The following is a 14,776-nucleotide window of genomic DNA, read 5'->3' on the forward strand; positions in this document are numbered from 1 at the left end:
GGTGCCTGACGCTGCGCCGGAATCCACGGCCCAAGCCCTGCCCGGCCTCCGGAAGGCGGCCATCCTGTTCCTCGCGCTGGGCGAGGAGGCCACCGAGGCCGTGTTCCCCCACCTCCGGGACGACGAGATCCAGGAACTGACCCGGGAGATCGCCGTGCTGGAGAAGGCCACCCCGGAGGAGGCCGAGGCGGTCCTGGGGGAGTTCCACACCCTGGCTTTGGCGCGCTCCTACGTGCTCCAGGGGGGCGTGGAGTACGCGAAGAAGATCCTGCGCAAGAGCCTGCCGCCCGAGCGGTGCCGGGAGATCCTGGACCGGCTGGTGAAGTACCTGGACCAGGGCCCCGGGTTCCAGAACCTGCGCAAGGCCGACCCGCGGCTCCTGAGCAAGATCATCCAGAAGGAGCACCCCCAGACCATCGCGTTCATCCTGTCGCACCTCGACGCGGCCAAGGCGGCCCACGCCATCGCGAGCCTGCCGAGCGAGCTCCAGGTGGAGGTGGCCCGCCGCATGGCGAGCTTGGAGGAGATCAGCCCCGAGGTGGTGAAGAAGGTCTCGGAGATCCTGGACAAGAAGATCACCTCCATGGCGGGCTCGTCCATCGAGGTCCAGGGCGTGAAGACCGTGGCCGAGATCCTGAACCGGATGGGCCGCAACGAGTCCAAGAACATCCTCGACAGGATGGAGCAGGAGAACCCGGAGCTCGCCGCCCACATCCGGCAGCTCATGTTCGTGTTCGACGACATCCAGTACCTGCCCGACAAGGCGATCCAGGAGATCCTCAAGCGCGTGGACAAGAACGTGCTGGTGGTGGCCCTGAAGGGCGCGAACCCCGAGCTCCAGGAGAAGTTCTTCCGGAACATGAGCTCCCGGGCCGTCGAGACCCTCAAGGAGGAGATGAGCTTCCTGGGGCCGGTGCGGGTGAGCGAGGTGACCGAGGCCCAGTCGTCGGTGACCGAGATCGTGCGCCAGCTCGAGGAGGAGGGGCTGGTGGTGCTCGCCGGCGGCGACGAGGACGAGTACATTTAGGGCGGCTGGGCGGCTAGGCGGCTAGGCGGCTAGGCGGCTAGGCGGCTAGGCGGCTGGGCGGCTGGGCGGCTGGGCGGCGGAAAACCTTTGGGGTTTCGGCGTCACCGTCCAAGCCGACCTGTGGGAGCGGGGTCCGTATCGGGGATCAGAGTTCAGAGGGCAGATGTCAGACCCCCCTGTCCTCTGTCCTCTGTCTTCCGGCACCTGGCACCTGGCCCCTGGCACGGTCGCCGGTCCCGTGGTCCACACCGCGGCCCCTCGTAGCCGGAAGCGAACGGGTCTTGTACCTCCGGGCCGGCCGCCCCGCGGCCTGCCGGAGATTCCAGCCTTCTGGCGTTCCAGCTTTCCGACGAGAAGCGTTCCATGGCCAAAGATTCCCCCGCGCCCTTTCGCCCGATCCGGTGGGACGACTCCGGCGACCCGGCCGGCCCCAAGGGAAAGGTGCGCCCGTTCCGGCCTCTGGAGTTGGACGAGAGCGCTCCCCCGGAACGGGATCCCCCCGCCGCGGCGGGGCCCGAACCCGAGGCCCCCGGCGGGGAGGCCCCCGGCCCCGACCCCCGGGAGGCGGCCCGGGCCGAGGCCGAGGCCCTCCTCGCCCGGGCCCGGGCCGAGGCCGAGGCCTTGCGGGAGGCGGCCCGGGAGGAGGGGTTCCGGGAGGGCCGGGAGCGGGCCCGGGAGGAGGCGGCCCAGCGGATCGAGGCCCTCGAGGGGCTGCTCCGGGAGCTGGCCGGGTGGAAGCCCCGGCTCTACGAGGAGGGCCGGGCCCAGGTGCTGGAGCTCGTCCTGGCCCTGGTGCGGAAGATCCTCGGGCCCCTTTCCGAGCAGTGCGAGGAGGCCGTGGTGTACGTGACCGAGCGGGCGCTCCAGGCCATCGCCGACCGGGAGAGCGTGACCGTCCGGGTGCACCCCGACGACCTCCAGGCCGTGGTGGACGCGAAGCCCGCGTTCCTCGAAACCGTGGACGGGATCCGCCAGCTCACCGTGGTGGAGGACCCGTCGGTCGGCCGGGGCGGGTGCCGGGTCCAGACCCCCACGGCCGAGATCGACGCCCGCCTCGAAACCCAGCTCGAGGAGCTCGTCCGGGTGCTCCGGGGGAACGCATGAGGCTCGATTTTTCCCCCGAGATCGAGGCGGTCCGGGAGGCCGACCTCCTTCGCCCCTACGGCAAGGTGCTCCAGGTGGTGGGCATGGTGGTGGAGGCCTCGGGGCCGGCCGCCCCCGTGGGGGACATCTGCCTCGTGTACCCCGAGCAGGGGGGACTCGAGCGCACCCGGGCCATCCCCTGCGAGGTGGTCGGGTTCCGGGAGGGCCGGATCCTGCTTATGCCCTACGGGGAGATGCGGGGCATCCAGCCCGGGAGCCGGGTGGTGGCCACCCGAACCCAGAGCCTGTGCCAGGTGGGCGAGGAGCTCCTGGGCCGCGTGATCGACGGCACGGGGAACCCCATCGACGGCAAGGGCCCGCCCCGGTGCCGCCGCAAGTACCCCCTCTACGGCAAGGACATCAACCCCATCGCCCGGGCCCGGATCCAGGAGCCCCTGTCCACCGGCATCAAGGCCATCGACGGGCTCCTCACCCTGGGCAAGGGCCAGCGCATGGGCATCTTCGCCGGGAGCGGGGTGGGGAAGAGCGTCACCCTGGGCATCATCGCCCGCAACACCTCGGCCGACGTGAACGTGATCGCCCTCATCGGCGAGCGGGGCCGGGAGGTGCGCGAGTTCATCGAGCGCGACCTGGGGGAGGAGGGCCTCCGGCGCTCGGTCGTGGTGGTGAGCACCTCCGAGAAATCTCCCCTGGTGAAGGCCCGGGGCGCCCTGGTGGCCACCACCGTGGCCGAGTACTTCCGCGACCAGGGCATGGACGTCCTCCTCCTGATGGACTCCGTGACCCGGTTCGCCATGGCCCTGCGGGAGGTGGGCCTCGCCATCGGCGAGCCCCCCACCACCAAGGGCTACACCCCCAGCGTGTTCGCGGCCCTGCCGCGCCTCATGGAGCGGGCCGGCATGGGGGAGGGGGGGAAGGGCTCCATCACGGGGCTCTACACGGTGCTCGTGGAGGGCGACGACATGAACGACCCGGTGGCCGACACCGTGCGCTCGATCCTGGACGGCCACGTGGTGCTCTCCCGCGATCTTGCGGCGCGGAACCACTATCCGCCCATCGACGTCCTGACCTCGGCGAGCCGGCTCATGATGGAGGTGGCGTCCCCCGAGCACCGCCGGGCCGCGGCACGGATGAAAAGCCTGCTGGCGGCCTACGGGGAGGCCGAGGACCTCATCAACATCGGCGCCTACCGCCCGGGGTCGAACCCGGCCGTGGACGAGGCCCTGGAGAAGCGCGAGGCGATGCTCTCGTTCCTGACCCAGGGCATCGAGGAGTCCTGGACCCTGGAGCAGGCGGTGGCGCGGTTGGTCGAGATGTTTCCCGAGGTGACGTAGGGTGGCGTTCCGGTTCCGGCTGGAGAAGGTTCTGGCGGTCCGCCGCCGGGAGGAGGAGGAGGCCGAACGGCGCCACGCCGAGGCCCGGCGGGAACGCGACCGCGCCCGCGAGGAGGTGGAACGGCAGCGCGCGGCCCTCTTGCGGGCGAACGAGGCGCTCGACGCCCTGAAGCGCAAGGGGGAGATGAGCGCCGACGACCTGTTTCTCCACGCCTCCCACGTGGCCGGGGTGCGGCGTCGGCTCCGGGAGGCCGAGGCCGGGCTCGCCGCGGCCGAGGACCGGGTGCGCCGGGAGCACGAGGCGCTCCTCCAGGCCCACCAGGCCCGGGAGGCCCTGGAGAAGCTGCGGGAGCGCGAGGAGGCCCGGTGGAAGGAGGCCGAGCGCCGCCGGGAGACCCAGATCCTGGATGAGGTGGCCCTGACCCGCCGGCCCCTCGGGGAGGAGGAACCCCATGGCCCGTGAGGTCCGATTTCTGGCCCCCGCGGCCGCCCTGCTCGGGCTCGTGCTCGCCCTCGGGACCCCTGTTTTTGGGCAGGAGTCCCAGGAAAAACAAGAAGATCCCCAAACTCTCCAGGCGAAGGCCCGCCTCTTGCAAGAGCTGGATCGGCGAATCGAGGAGCGCCGCCAGCAGCTCGCGCAGGAGGAGGAATCCCTGGAGGCGCTCCGGAGGGCCGTGGACGCCGCCCGGCAGGCTCTGGTCGAGGAGGCCGGCCGGCTCGAGGCCCTCAAGCGGGAGGTCGAGGCCGCCATCGCCCGGCGGGAGAAGGCCGAGGACGAGCGGCTCGACCAGATCGCCAAGGTGTACGGGGCCATGAAGCCCCGGGAGGCCGCCCAGGCCCTGTCGGGTCTGGAGGACGACATGGCGGTGGCGATTCTGGAGCGCCTGCCGGGCCGGACCGTGGGAAAGATCTTCGACCTCATGGACAAGGACCGGGTCCGGGAGCTGACCCACCGCCTGGAGGAAGGGAGAGCCTCCTCCAACCCGTCGCCCGCGAAGAAGTAGCCCGCCTCCCCACCCCGCGATCGCCCCGCACCGACGTCCCCCGGCCCCCCTGCGAGGGCCCCAGCGGCAAAGGAGTGCCCCATGGACGTGGTGCCCGTGGCCATCGTGCCCCTGCCCGACCCCGGTACGACCGGCCGGCAGCCCGCCGCCCCCGAAGGGTTTCCCGACCTCTGGGCGGTGCTCGCGGAACGGCTCTCGGCCGAGGCCGGGGCCGAACCCCTGCCCCCAGAGGCCGTGCCCGCGCCGGCGGAGGACGTCCCCGCCCCGGAGGACGCCTCCGGCGATCCGGCGCCCCAGGACCCCGGGTCGAGGGCGGTCCAACCCGACCCCGGGGGGCTCGCGTTGGTCCTGGCGGTGCCGACCCCCGCGCCGGTGCCGGACCAGGCCGGGTTGCCCTCGGGCGAGACCGCGGGGGCCGGCGCGGAGCCGGCGCGGCCGCCCCTCGGTTCCCCCCGGGCGGTGGACCTCCCGACTCTGACGAAGCCGGAACCCGACGCCGAACCGGATGGCCGGGTCCCGGCCCCGGCCGACCCCAGGGCCGAGCGGCTCTGGGGGTTTTGGCTGCGCCGGGCCCGGGGGGCCCCGCCGGCCGCCAGGGAGGGGGGCAAGGGGCCCGGCGGCGCCGTTCCGCGCGGCGCGGACGGCGTCCTGCCCAAGGCCGCCGAGGCGAAGGCCGAGGGGGCGGGGCCTGCGCCGGGACCCGGCTCGGCCTCCCCGGCGACCCCGGAAGGCGGGGGGCCGGAGGGACTCGTCGCGGGCGCCCGGCCAGAGGCCGCGAACCGGGCGGAGCCCTCCAGGGAACGGACCCCAAGGGTGTACGACATGATACCCGGCCCCGGCGGCCCCAGGACCACACTAGCTCCCGGGGTGTCCCCGAGCACGGACCGTGTGAACCAGGGGGCACGTGCATTTGTCGAAGATCAACCACAGCAGACTGCGCGGGCCCACCTCAAAGATTTCCTCCCGGTGCGTCCGGAGTCAAAGGGGAAGACGGACGCCCCGAGCAACGCCGCGGCCGAGTTCATGGCTGGGCGGCTCCGCGAAGCCTGGGGCGGGCCGTCCGCGTGCGTCGAAGACGGGGTTCCACCGATCGAAAAAGGGGGGGCCGAGGCGATGCGGACCGCGGAGTGCCGTGCCGCTTCTCCCCCGGATGTGTCGGGCACCGGGGGGGAGTTCGCCGCCGTCTCCCGGGAGGAACCGAGGCCGGGTTCCCGGGAGCAAACCGCCGGTGGGGCCGACCCGAAGTCGTTACACGTCGTTGCAGAAGCCGATGCGGCGGCCCCAATGAAGCCCCACACGGTCCAGCCCACGGCCCCCCGACCCTCTCAGCCACCCCCGGCCGTGGACCAGGTGTCCCGGGCCGTGCGGGTGGCCATCCGCACCGGCTCCGACCGCATGACCGTGCAACTCGAGCCCGCGCACCTGGGCCGGGTTCACGTGGAGGTGGCCCGGGAGGCCGGGGGGGTCGCGGCCCACATCCGGGTCGAAACCCCCCAGGCCCACCAACTGCTCTTGAACGAACTGCCGGCGCTTCGGGCCGCGGCCGAGACGAGGCAGGTTCCCTTGGTCCACGTAGCCGTGGAGTTCGACCGGGGCGATGGCCGTCCCGGTGACCGGCCGGATCCCCGCCCCCGGGGCCGCCGGAGGGCCACGCCGGACCCCCTCGACGACGAGGTGGCGGTGCGGTCGGCCTGGATGCCCTGGGGGTTCGAGACCCGGATCTGACGAAGGAGGTTCGCCATGGATGTAAGAGCAATCGCTCAACAGATTCCTGATTCGCAGAAGAATGTAGAAGGAAGTAAGAATGTGACCATTGCTGATTTTCAGGATTTCCTGAAGCTATTTGTATCACAGTTGAAGTATCAGGATCCATTGAGCCCGACCGGGGGCGAGGAGTTCCTTGCTCAGACGGCACAGTTTTCAACTGTTGAGCAACTCGTGAATCTGAACAAACGAGCTGAGACCGCGGTCAAAAGCACCGAACTTCTTCAACGGGCGACAGTGGCAGGATATCTTGGCCGAGTTGTTACAGTCCGGACCGAAGAACAAGATGGTACAGTAAGTGGTCGTGTCGTATCAGTAACATTTGGGAACGCAGAAGAAGTTTTGTTGGGGTTGGACAGTGGGTACACAGTGCCTCTGACCGATGTTGTGGATGTGGTTGATGAGTTAGTTTCTGGTGAACAAGTTGTGACTGGGTATGGGAGTGAAGGCGATGAGATGGAAGCGCAAACGTTGACGGAAGATGACAATCATCTCTCTGCGGAACAGGAGGTGTAGCCATGTTTCGATCCTTCTATTCTGGAGTATCAGCTCTGCGGAACCACCAACAGGCTATGGACGTGATCGGGAATAATATAGCCAACGTAAACACGCCGGGATTTAAGAGCAGTCGAGCTATTTTTTCGGATACGTTGAGCCATGTAGTGCAGGCCGCTCGCAAAGGATCGCAAGGTTCCGGTGGACGGAACCCAATTCAGTTGGGTTTGGGGATGACGCTGACGGCAATAGACAGGAACATGGGGCAGGGGGCCCTGCAATCGACTGGAAATAATCTGGATTTGGCGATTGAGGGGCAGGGATTCTTTGTGGTCGGACAGGGAGAGGACTATTTTTACACGCGTTCCGGGGCCTTCCAGGTGGATGATAACTTTAATTTAGTTACCAACGCTGGACATCGTGTTCTTGGATGGGTGGATACGGATAACGACGGTCTAGTAGATCCGGCTAGAGATGAGTTGAAGTTTATTAATCTAGATCGCCGTGGAGACGGAATGATCACAAACGTCGTTGCAAGCGCAACCCCGGCCGTGAGTGGACCGAACCGAGGGGACGCCTCCATTGGTCCGGTGACCACGTTTCCGACAACCGTGACCGACGAATGGAGGATCGAGTGCACGGACGCCTCGATAGGTGAATTTACCATCACCGGTGCTCGTACGGGTGAATTACCTACGAAAGTGTTGGTCGGAGAGACTTTCAGCGATCCGAATCTCGGTACGTTTGTCGTAAACGGCGGGACTCCGGCGCAGGCAAGTCTATCACTGGATACTAATGGTGATGGGGATGCAATAGTGATCACCGCCGTTGAGTACGGGGCGGGGGGTAATGACATTCAGGTGGAGTTGGTGAAAGAGGGCCCGAATCGGAGCCTTGGTGTGAGCGTGAGTGGCAATAAGATCACAGTCAGTCTCGGTACAGACAACCTCGGGCGGGTCACGAGCACGGAGGCCGATGTTGCAGCTGCCATCGCTGCCCACCCCGAAGCGTCCGCCATGGTTACGGCGGCGGGTGGGGGCGGCGGTACGGCCGAACCTACGGCAACCCCACGGTTCCTGGCTGGTGGGGCGGGGCCGAACGAGGGCGACTATTTCACAATCACGACAACGGCCGCAGGGGGGGCCATGTTGGAGAATATTACCGTGAGCCGCGATGGGACCATTGTGGGCATTTTCGAGAACGGTACCACCGAAGAGATCGCCCGGGTGGCCCTGGGGCTCGTTCCGAACCCCCAAGGACTGCTGGCTGTGGGCGATGGGCTCTTCGCCGAGTCGCCCACATCGGGGTCGGGCTTTCCCCCGGTGGTCCCAGGTTCCGAGGGAGCGGGGACTCTGGCCTCGGGGTTCCTCGAGATGTCCAACGTGGACCTCACCCGGGAGTTCACCGACATGATCGTGACCCAACGGGGCTTCCAGGCCAACTCCCGCATCATCACCACGAGCGACGAGATGCTCCAGGACCTCTTGGCCCTCAAGCGGTAAAGATTTTTCGGACTCGGGGCGATGAGGAGAGGGGGCGGGCCCGGGCGGGCTCGCCCCCTCTCGCCTTGTCTGGATTTGTGCGGCCGTGGTAAAGGAAGGCGCCATGAACAAGAAAAAGCTCATCCTGATCGTGGGCGGCGTGGTGCTCCTCCTGGTTCTCGCGGGAGGGGGGTTTTTCGCGTACAAGATGTTTTTTGCGGCGCCTCCCCCGGAGGAGGCCGAACAGGCTCCGCCGCCCCCCCAGCCCAAGGTCACCCTGGGCCCCATCTATCCCCTGGATCCGTTCCTCGTGAACCTGGCGGACCCGGGCCGGCCCCGGTTCCTCAAGGTGGTCATGCAGCTCGAACTCGACGGCGACGCCGTGAGCGCCGAGCTCGACACCCTGCGGCCCAAGGTGCGCGACGCGCTCCTGACCCTGCTGTCCAGCAAGACCTCGGCCGACCTCGTGACCGTGGCCGACAAGGAAAAGCTCCGCAACGAGATCCTCCACCGGCTGAACTCCTTCCTCGGCACCGGCCGGGTGGTGGAGGTGTATTTCACCGAGTTCGTGGTGCAGTAGGGTGCCCATGGCCCAACCGGACGAAAACCGGCCCCCCGAACCGTCCCCGGTCCAGCGCGACTGGGGCATCCTCAAGGACGTGCCCCTTCGGCTCAACGTCGAGGTGGGCCGGGCGCGGATGCGCCTGCGGGACCTCCTGGGGCTCGAGGTGGGAAGCCTCGTGGTGACCCAGAAGCTTTCGGGGGAACCTATGGACCTGAGCCTCGACGGCGAGATCTTCGCCCGGGCCGAGGTGATCATCATCAAGGACCGGCTCTGGGCCCGGCTGACCAAGGTGGTGGGGGGGGAACCGTGAGGCGGCTCGGGTTGGTGGTCCTGGCCCTCCTCGCGGCCCTGCCCGCCTGGGCCGGCCAGGCCGTGGTGGACTGGGAGTACGGGTACGTGAACGTCCGGTCGGCCCCCAAGGGCCGCAAGGTGGCCCGCCTGGACAAGGGGGCCCGGGTCGAGACCCTGGACGAGCGGGCGGGCTGGACCCGGATCCGGTTCGACGGCCGCACCGGGTGGGTCGTGACCCGGAGCCTCAAACCCCTGCCCCCGGCCGCCCCGGAGCCCCAGGAGGCCCCGGCGGCCGAGCGGGCCCCGAGCCCGGAGACGCCGGCCGAGCCGGCGACGGAACCGGCGGCCCCGGCACCGCAGGCCGTGCCGGAGGAGCCGGCCGTGCGGGAGGAGCCGGCGGCGCCCCCGGCGGCGGAGCCCGAGGCCCCGCGGCAGGCCGGCCGGTACCTCGCCGAGTACCTGGACCGGCCCGAGGAGGCGCCCCCGGCGGCAGGCGGGGCGTGGCTTCGGATCCTTTCGGGGTTCTTCCTGGTGCTCGCCCTGATCGGCGGCGGGGTCTGGGTGGCCCGGATGGTCCTGGGCCGCCGGTCCGGCCTGGGGCGGGGCACCGGCCCCATCCGGGTCCTGGCCACCCGGCCCCTGGGCCCCCGGCAGGGGCTCCTCCTGGTGGAAACCGGGGGGCTCGTGTGGCTCCTGGCCCAGGGGCCCGAGGGCATCCGGCCCATCGCCGAGATCCGGGACCCCGACGCCATAAAGCGCCTCAATGAGCGCTACGGGTTCCTGGAGAGCCCCTTCGAGGCCGAGCTCCGCCGCCGGGTGGACCTGGAGTCCGGGGAGCCCGAGCCCGGGCCGGCCGATGAGCCCGCCCCCGAGCCCTCGCCCGAGGAGCGGCTCGCGGCGCTGCGGCGCCGGCCCCGACCGGGGGAGCCCACGTGAGAGGCGCGGCCGCGGCCCTGCTGGCGCTCGGGTGGGCCGGCGCGGCCCAGGCCCAGGAGTTCGCCCTGCCGGCCTTCCGGTTCGGGCTCGACCGGGCCGCCGGCCCCCAGGACGTGAGCCTCACCCTCCAGATCGTCTTTCTGCTGACGGTGCTGACCCTGGCACCGGCCATCCTGATCCTGCTCACCTCGTTCACCCGCATCATCGTGGTGCTCTCGTTCCTCCGGAACGCCCTGGGCACCCAGGCCATGCCCCCGAACCAGGTGCTCGTGGGGCTCGCGCTGTTTCTCACCTTCTTCGTCATGGCGCCCACCTGGAACCAGGTGTACGACGGGGCGCTCGCCCCCTACCTGGACGGCCGCATCACCCAGGCCGAGGCCCTGGAGCGGGCCCGGCCGCCGGTGCAGCGGTTCCTCCTGGACCACACCCGGGAAAAGGACATCGCGCTCTTCGTGCGGCTCGGCGGGGGCCCCCGGCCCCGGAGCCCCGAGGAGGTATCCTTCGCGGCCCTGGTGCCCGCCTTCGTGATCAGCGAGCTTCGCACCGCGTTCACGATCGGGTTTCTTCTGTACATCCCGTTCGTGGTGATCGACCTCGTGGTGGCGAGCGTGCTCATGAGCATGGGCATGTTCATGCTGCCGCCCATGATGGTGAGCCTCCCGTTCAAGATCATCTTCTTCGTGCTCGTGGACGGCTGGAACCTGGTGGTGGGGAGCCTGGCGAGGAGCATTCTCGGATGACCCCGGACGACGTCTTGGCCCTGGCCCGGCGGGCGGTGGAGTTGACCCTGATACTCTCAGCCCCGCTCCTCGTGACCTCGCTGGTGGTGGGCGTGCTCATCAGCCTCCTGCAGGCCGTGACCCAGATCCAGGAGCAGACGCTGACCTTCGTGCCCAAGTTCGTGGCCATCGTGGTGGTGTTCCTGCTCATGCTCCCCTGGGCCATGAACCTGATGCTGGGCTACGCCACCGAGCTCTTCCTGAGCTTCCACCGGTTCGCACCGTGACGGGGGGCAGAGGACAGAGGACAGAAGTCAGAAGACAGGGCTCTTCCTGACATCTGTCCTCCGAATTCTGGCCCCCGACAACGGGCGCGCCTTCCAAGGCCCGCCCCTAGCACCCTCTCCCCTCAGGGGGGAGAGGGCTGAGGGGACGGGGGAACCGCTTTGCGCCGGCAGGAAGCCCGCGCCGTCCGTCTCCCTCTCCCCCCGGGGGGGAGAGGGCCGGGGTGAGGGGGGGAACCCCGAGGACAGGCCCCGGGAACCAGTGGACAGAAGACAGGTGTCGGAATCGAGATGACCCGAAGCCTTCCGGCCTCCCCGCCCGCCCGGCCGCCTGGCCGCCCAGCCGCCCAGCCATGTTCGGCCTGACCGACGCCCAGTTCTTCGCGTTCCTCCTGGTGCTCCTTCGCACCGCCTCGCTCTTTTCCTTCGCGCCGGTGTTCTCGAGCCCGTTCGTGCCGGTGCAGGTCAAGGCCGCCGCGGCCCTGGGCCTGAGCGTCGGGCTCACCGGCCTCGGGCTCGCCCCGGCCGTGGAGGTGCCGGCCACGACGCTGGGCGTCGCGGCGCTCGCCGGGCGGGAGGTGGTGGTGGGGATCCTGGCCGGGTTCGTGGCCCGGCTCGTGTTCGCGGCCGTCCAGTTCGGGGGCCAGCTCGTGGGGTTTCAGATGGGGCTCGGGATCGTGAGCATCATGGATCCCCAGTTCGAGACCCAGATCTCGGTGGTGAGCCAGCTCGAGTTCATCCTGGCGCTGCTCCTTTTCCTCTCGGTGGGGGGCGACGGCATGCTCATCGAGGCCTTCGCCGCGAACCTCCGGGCCGTGCCGCCGGGCGACTGGTGGACCTCGGCGGCCGTGGCCCAGGCCCTCGTGACCCTCACCGGCGAGGTGTTTCGGCTCGGGCTCGCGCTCGCGGCGCCCGTGGTGGCGGCGATCTTCGCCTCCCACGTGATCCTGGGGGTGTTCGCCCGGGCCGTGCCCCAGATGAACATGCTGATCCTGGGGTTCCCGCTCCAGATCCTCGTGGGGTTCACGGTGCTGGGGCTCTCGCTGGGGCCCTGGGGCCGGGCGTTCCTCCGGGCGCTCCAGGACGCATTCCGGGCCCTCGAAGCCCTGGGCCGGGTGTGGGGGTAAGCCGTGGTGGCCGACGATCAGGAACGAACCGAAGCCGCAACCCCGAAACGCCGGCGGGAGGCCCGGGAGGAGGGGCAGGTCGCCCGGAGCCCCGAGGTGCTCACGGCCTTCGTGCTGGGGGCCGGGGTGCTCGGGGTGTGGGTGGGGGCGGGGCACCTCTACCGGGAGATGGCCGGGCTCACGGCCGACGTGATCCGGCTTGGGGCCGGGCTCGAGCTTACCCGGGACACCGCCGTCACGCTGGCCCTGCGGGTGTTCCGGGCCCTCCTGAGCGGTCTCGCCCCGGTGTTCCTCGCGGCCCTGGTGGGGGGCATCGCCGGCAACGTGGCCCAGGTGGGGTTCCTCGTCTCCTTCAAGGCCATTACCCCCAACCCCGACCGCCTGAACCCCTTCACCGGGTTCAAGAACCTGTTCCAGTGGTCCAAGGTCGTGGACCTGGGGAAAAACCTCCTCAAGGTGGTGGCCGTGGGGTGGGCCGCCTACCTGGCCCTCAAGGGCCACCTCTGGGAGTTCCCGTCGCTCGCGGGCCTGCCGCCCAACACGCTCCTCGAGTTCCTGCTCCTCCGGGTGGCCTTCCCCATCCTCAAGAACGTGCTCCTCGTGTACGTGGCCATCGCGATCCTGGACTACGCGTTCCAGCGGTGGGAGTTCGAGAAGAAGATCCGGATGACCAAGCAGGAGATCAAGGACGAGTACAAGGAGACCGAGGGCGACCCCCTGATCCGCAGCCGCATCCGGAGCCTCCAGCGGGAGATGGCCCGGCGCCGCATGATGGCCGAGGTGCCCCGGTCCGACGTGGTCATCACGAACCCTACTCACTTCGCCGTGGCCCTGCGGTACGTCCCGGGCGAGATGGACGCACCCGAGGTCACGGCCAAGGGTGCCGACAAGGTGGCCGAGAAGATCCTCGAGGTGGCCCGGGAGCACGGGGTGCCCGTGGTGGAGGACCCGCCCGTCGCCCGGGCCCTCTACCGCCAAACCGAGCCCGGCGATCGGATCCCGGTGGATCTCTTCCAAGCCGTGGCCGAGATCCTGGCCCACGTGTACCGGCTCACCGGAAAACTCCCCGGAGGGGAGGGACGGCCAGGCGGCTAGGCGGCTGGGCGCGCCTGTGTCAGGGATAGGTGAACGGAGGACAGAAGACAGGGCTTTTCCTGTCCTCTGTCCTCCGACTTCTGGCCCCCGACCGTGGGAGCGGCGTCTACGCCGCGACTCGGGCCGAAGGCCCGCCCCTGGCACCCTTTTCCCCTCCCACGAGGGGAGCGGGAACCGCTTCGTGCCGGCAGGATGGCCGTGCCGTCTGTCTCCCTCTCCCCCCAGGGGGAGAGGGCCGGGGTGAGGGGGCCACGGGCCCCAGGCCCGAAACCCGCTCCATTCGGATTCTTTTCACCAGTTACGGTTCCGGCCGGATGGGCCGGCCGCCGAGCCGCCAAACCGCCCAGCCGCCGGCCAACGAGAGGTTCCCATGGTTGCCCTGTCCACCGCGTACTTCACGCTTCGATCGCCCGAGCCCGCGGGCGCCGACATGGCCGACGGCCTCCGGCGCCTGGGGTTTGGGGCCGTGGAGATCGACTACCGGGTCACGGCCGAGCAGATGCGCGCGCTGCGGCCGGTGCTCGCCGCGGCCGGCATCGCGGTGGCCTCCGTCCACGCCCCCTTTCCCCGGGACCCCTGGGCCGACCCCCGCCGGGCCCACCTGGAGGGCCCCAAGCTCACCTCCCCCGACCCCGACGAGCGCCGCGCCGCCGTGCGGCTCGTGGCCGAGAGCCTGGCCTGGGCCGAGGATCTGGGGGCGCCTGTGGTCGTGGTGCACGTGGGCGCGGTGGAGTGGCCGGGCGAGCCCGACCCCCTCGACCTGGAGCGGCGGTTCCGCGAGGCCGGCCGCGACGGCCCCGGCTACGAAGACCTGCGCCGGGCCGTGGCCGAGGCCCGGGAGCGGTGGGCCCCGCGGTTTCGGGACGCGGCCCTTTCGAGCCTCGACCGGCTCGCGGCCGAGGCCCTACGCCGCGGCGTCGTGTTGGGCCTCGAGAACCGCTACCACCCGGCCGAGATCCCCTCGGCCGACGAACTCGCGCTCTTCTTCCGGGAACTCGACGGCGCCCCCCTGGGCTACTGGCACGACACCGGCCACGCCGCGGCCCAGACCTGCCTCGGGTTCCAGGAGGGCCCCGAGGAACTCCTGGAACGGTTCGCGGACCGGGTGGCCGGTTTCCACCTCCACGACGCCGTGGGCCTCGACGACCACCGGGCCCCGGGGGAGGGCGAACTCGACTTCGCGCCCCTGGCCCCCCACTTTCGCGCCGACCGGCCCCGGGTCCTGGAGATCCACCCCCGCTCCCCCGAGCCCGCGGTCCTCGCCGCCCGGGAGCGGTTCGAGGCCTGCCCGCCCGGGCTCGGCACCACCCCCGCCCCGTAAGGTTTCGCGCCCCCGGGCCGTTAGGGTAAAAAGCACGGGTGCGGTTGTGGCAGTGGCGCCCGTGCCAGGGACCAGAGCAAGGTGGACAGTGGACAGGTTTTCCCTGGCATCTGTCGTCTGACGTCTGGCTCCTGACAGTGGGAGCGCCTTCCAAGGCGCGATCCGGGCCGAAGGCCCGCGCCTAGCCCCCTCTCCCCCCCCGGGGGGGAGAGGGCCGGGGTGAGGGGGG

16 protein-coding genes are annotated in these 14,776 nt (G+C 70.0%); all 16 read left to right on the plus strand.

All coding sequences use genetic code 11. The annotated features are described in order from the left end of the window. Window position 1 precedes the first annotated feature (1 nt). The 16 genes from fliG to ACYQ8L_RS05685 all read left to right on the plus strand — a co-directional run bounded on the left by fliG (window position 2) and on the right by ACYQ8L_RS05685 (window position 14,547). Window positions 2-1,027, plus strand: a complete 1,026-nt coding sequence (gene fliG / locus ACYQ8L_RS05610) for a flagellar motor switch protein FliG (protein WP_459940795.1) — start codon at window positions 2-4, stop codon at window positions 1,025-1,027. Window positions 1,028-1,390: 363 nt separating this feature from the next. Next, a complete protein-coding gene (locus ACYQ8L_RS05615; protein WP_459940796.1) occupies window positions 1,391-2,131 on the plus strand; it encodes a FliH/SctL family protein in 741 nt (246 codons plus the stop codon). Further along, on the plus strand, window positions 2,128-3,465 hold the full coding sequence (locus ACYQ8L_RS05620; protein WP_459940797.1) for a FliI/YscN family ATPase: 1,338 nt from the start codon (window positions 2,128-2,130) through the stop codon (window positions 3,463-3,465). The genes ACYQ8L_RS05615 and ACYQ8L_RS05620 overlap by 4 nt, the downstream gene beginning before the upstream one ends. Before the next feature lies 1 nt (window position 3,466). After that, on the plus strand, window positions 3,467-3,928 hold the full coding sequence (fliJ, locus tag ACYQ8L_RS05625; RefSeq protein WP_459940798.1) for a flagellar export protein FliJ: 462 nt from the start codon (window positions 3,467-3,469) through the stop codon (window positions 3,926-3,928). Continuing rightward, window positions 3,918-4,469: a MotE family protein gene (locus ACYQ8L_RS05630; protein WP_459940799.1), complete on the plus strand. Its 552-nt coding sequence runs from the start codon at window positions 3,918-3,920 to the stop codon at window positions 4,467-4,469. The genes fliJ and ACYQ8L_RS05630 overlap by 11 nt, the downstream gene beginning before the upstream one ends. A gap of 81 nt (window positions 4,470-4,550) precedes the next feature. Further along, window positions 4,551-6,194 carry a flagellar hook-length control protein FliK gene (locus ACYQ8L_RS05635; protein ID WP_459940800.1) on the plus strand — a complete coding sequence of 548 codons (1,644 nt, stop codon included), beginning with the start codon at window positions 4,551-4,553 and terminating at the stop codon, window positions 6,192-6,194. Between the two features lie 15 nt (window positions 6,195-6,209). After that, the gene (locus tag ACYQ8L_RS05640) at window positions 6,210-6,749 is read left to right on the plus strand and encodes a flagellar hook assembly protein FlgD (protein WP_459940801.1); all 540 of its coding nucleotides are present in this window, start codon (window positions 6,210-6,212) and stop codon (window positions 6,747-6,749) included. A gap of 2 nt (window positions 6,750-6,751) precedes the next feature. Further along, window positions 6,752-8,230: a flagellar hook protein FlgE gene (locus ACYQ8L_RS05645; RefSeq protein WP_459940802.1), complete on the plus strand. Its 1,479-nt coding sequence runs from the start codon at window positions 6,752-6,754 to the stop codon at window positions 8,228-8,230. A 103-nt stretch (window positions 8,231-8,333) separates the two neighbouring features. After that, the gene (locus ACYQ8L_RS05650) at window positions 8,334-8,789 is read left to right on the plus strand and encodes a flagellar basal body-associated FliL family protein (protein ID WP_459940803.1); all 456 of its coding nucleotides are present in this window, start codon (window positions 8,334-8,336) and stop codon (window positions 8,787-8,789) included. A gap of 7 nt (window positions 8,790-8,796) precedes the next feature. Then, on the plus strand, window positions 8,797-9,084 hold the full coding sequence (locus tag ACYQ8L_RS05655; protein ID WP_459940804.1) for a FliM/FliN family flagellar motor switch protein: 288 nt from the start codon (window positions 8,797-8,799) through the stop codon (window positions 9,082-9,084). Beyond that, window positions 9,081-10,001, plus strand: a complete 921-nt coding sequence (locus tag ACYQ8L_RS05660; RefSeq protein ID WP_459940805.1) for a flagellar biosynthetic protein FliO — start codon at window positions 9,081-9,083, stop codon at window positions 9,999-10,001. The genes ACYQ8L_RS05655 and ACYQ8L_RS05660 overlap by 4 nt, the downstream gene beginning before the upstream one ends. Continuing rightward, on the plus strand, window positions 9,998-10,741 hold the full coding sequence (gene fliP / locus ACYQ8L_RS05665) for a flagellar type III secretion system pore protein FliP (RefSeq protein ID WP_459940806.1): 744 nt from the start codon (window positions 9,998-10,000) through the stop codon (window positions 10,739-10,741). The genes ACYQ8L_RS05660 and fliP overlap by 4 nt, the downstream gene beginning before the upstream one ends. Then, a complete protein-coding gene (fliQ, locus tag ACYQ8L_RS05670) occupies window positions 10,738-11,007 on the plus strand; it encodes a flagellar biosynthesis protein FliQ (RefSeq protein ID WP_459940807.1) in 270 nt (89 codons plus the stop codon). Before fliP ends, fliQ begins: the two co-directional genes overlap by 4 nt. A 350-nt stretch (window positions 11,008-11,357) precedes the next feature. Beyond that, the gene (gene fliR, locus ACYQ8L_RS05675; RefSeq protein WP_459940808.1) at window positions 11,358-12,131 is read left to right on the plus strand and encodes a flagellar biosynthetic protein FliR; all 774 of its coding nucleotides are present in this window, start codon (window positions 11,358-11,360) and stop codon (window positions 12,129-12,131) included. Between the two features lie 6 nt (window positions 12,132-12,137). Next, window positions 12,138-13,226 carry a flagellar biosynthesis protein FlhB gene (flhB, locus tag ACYQ8L_RS05680; protein WP_459940809.1) on the plus strand — a complete coding sequence of 363 codons (1,089 nt, stop codon included), beginning with the start codon at window positions 12,138-12,140 and terminating at the stop codon, window positions 13,224-13,226. Window positions 13,227-13,596: 370 nt separating this feature from the next. Next, on the plus strand, window positions 13,597-14,547 hold the full coding sequence (locus tag ACYQ8L_RS05685) for a sugar phosphate isomerase/epimerase family protein (RefSeq protein ID WP_459940810.1): 951 nt from the start codon (window positions 13,597-13,599) through the stop codon (window positions 14,545-14,547). Window positions 14,548-14,776 lie beyond the last annotated feature (229 nt).

It is taken from the genome of Deferrisoma palaeochoriense (genome assembly GCF_054656955.1).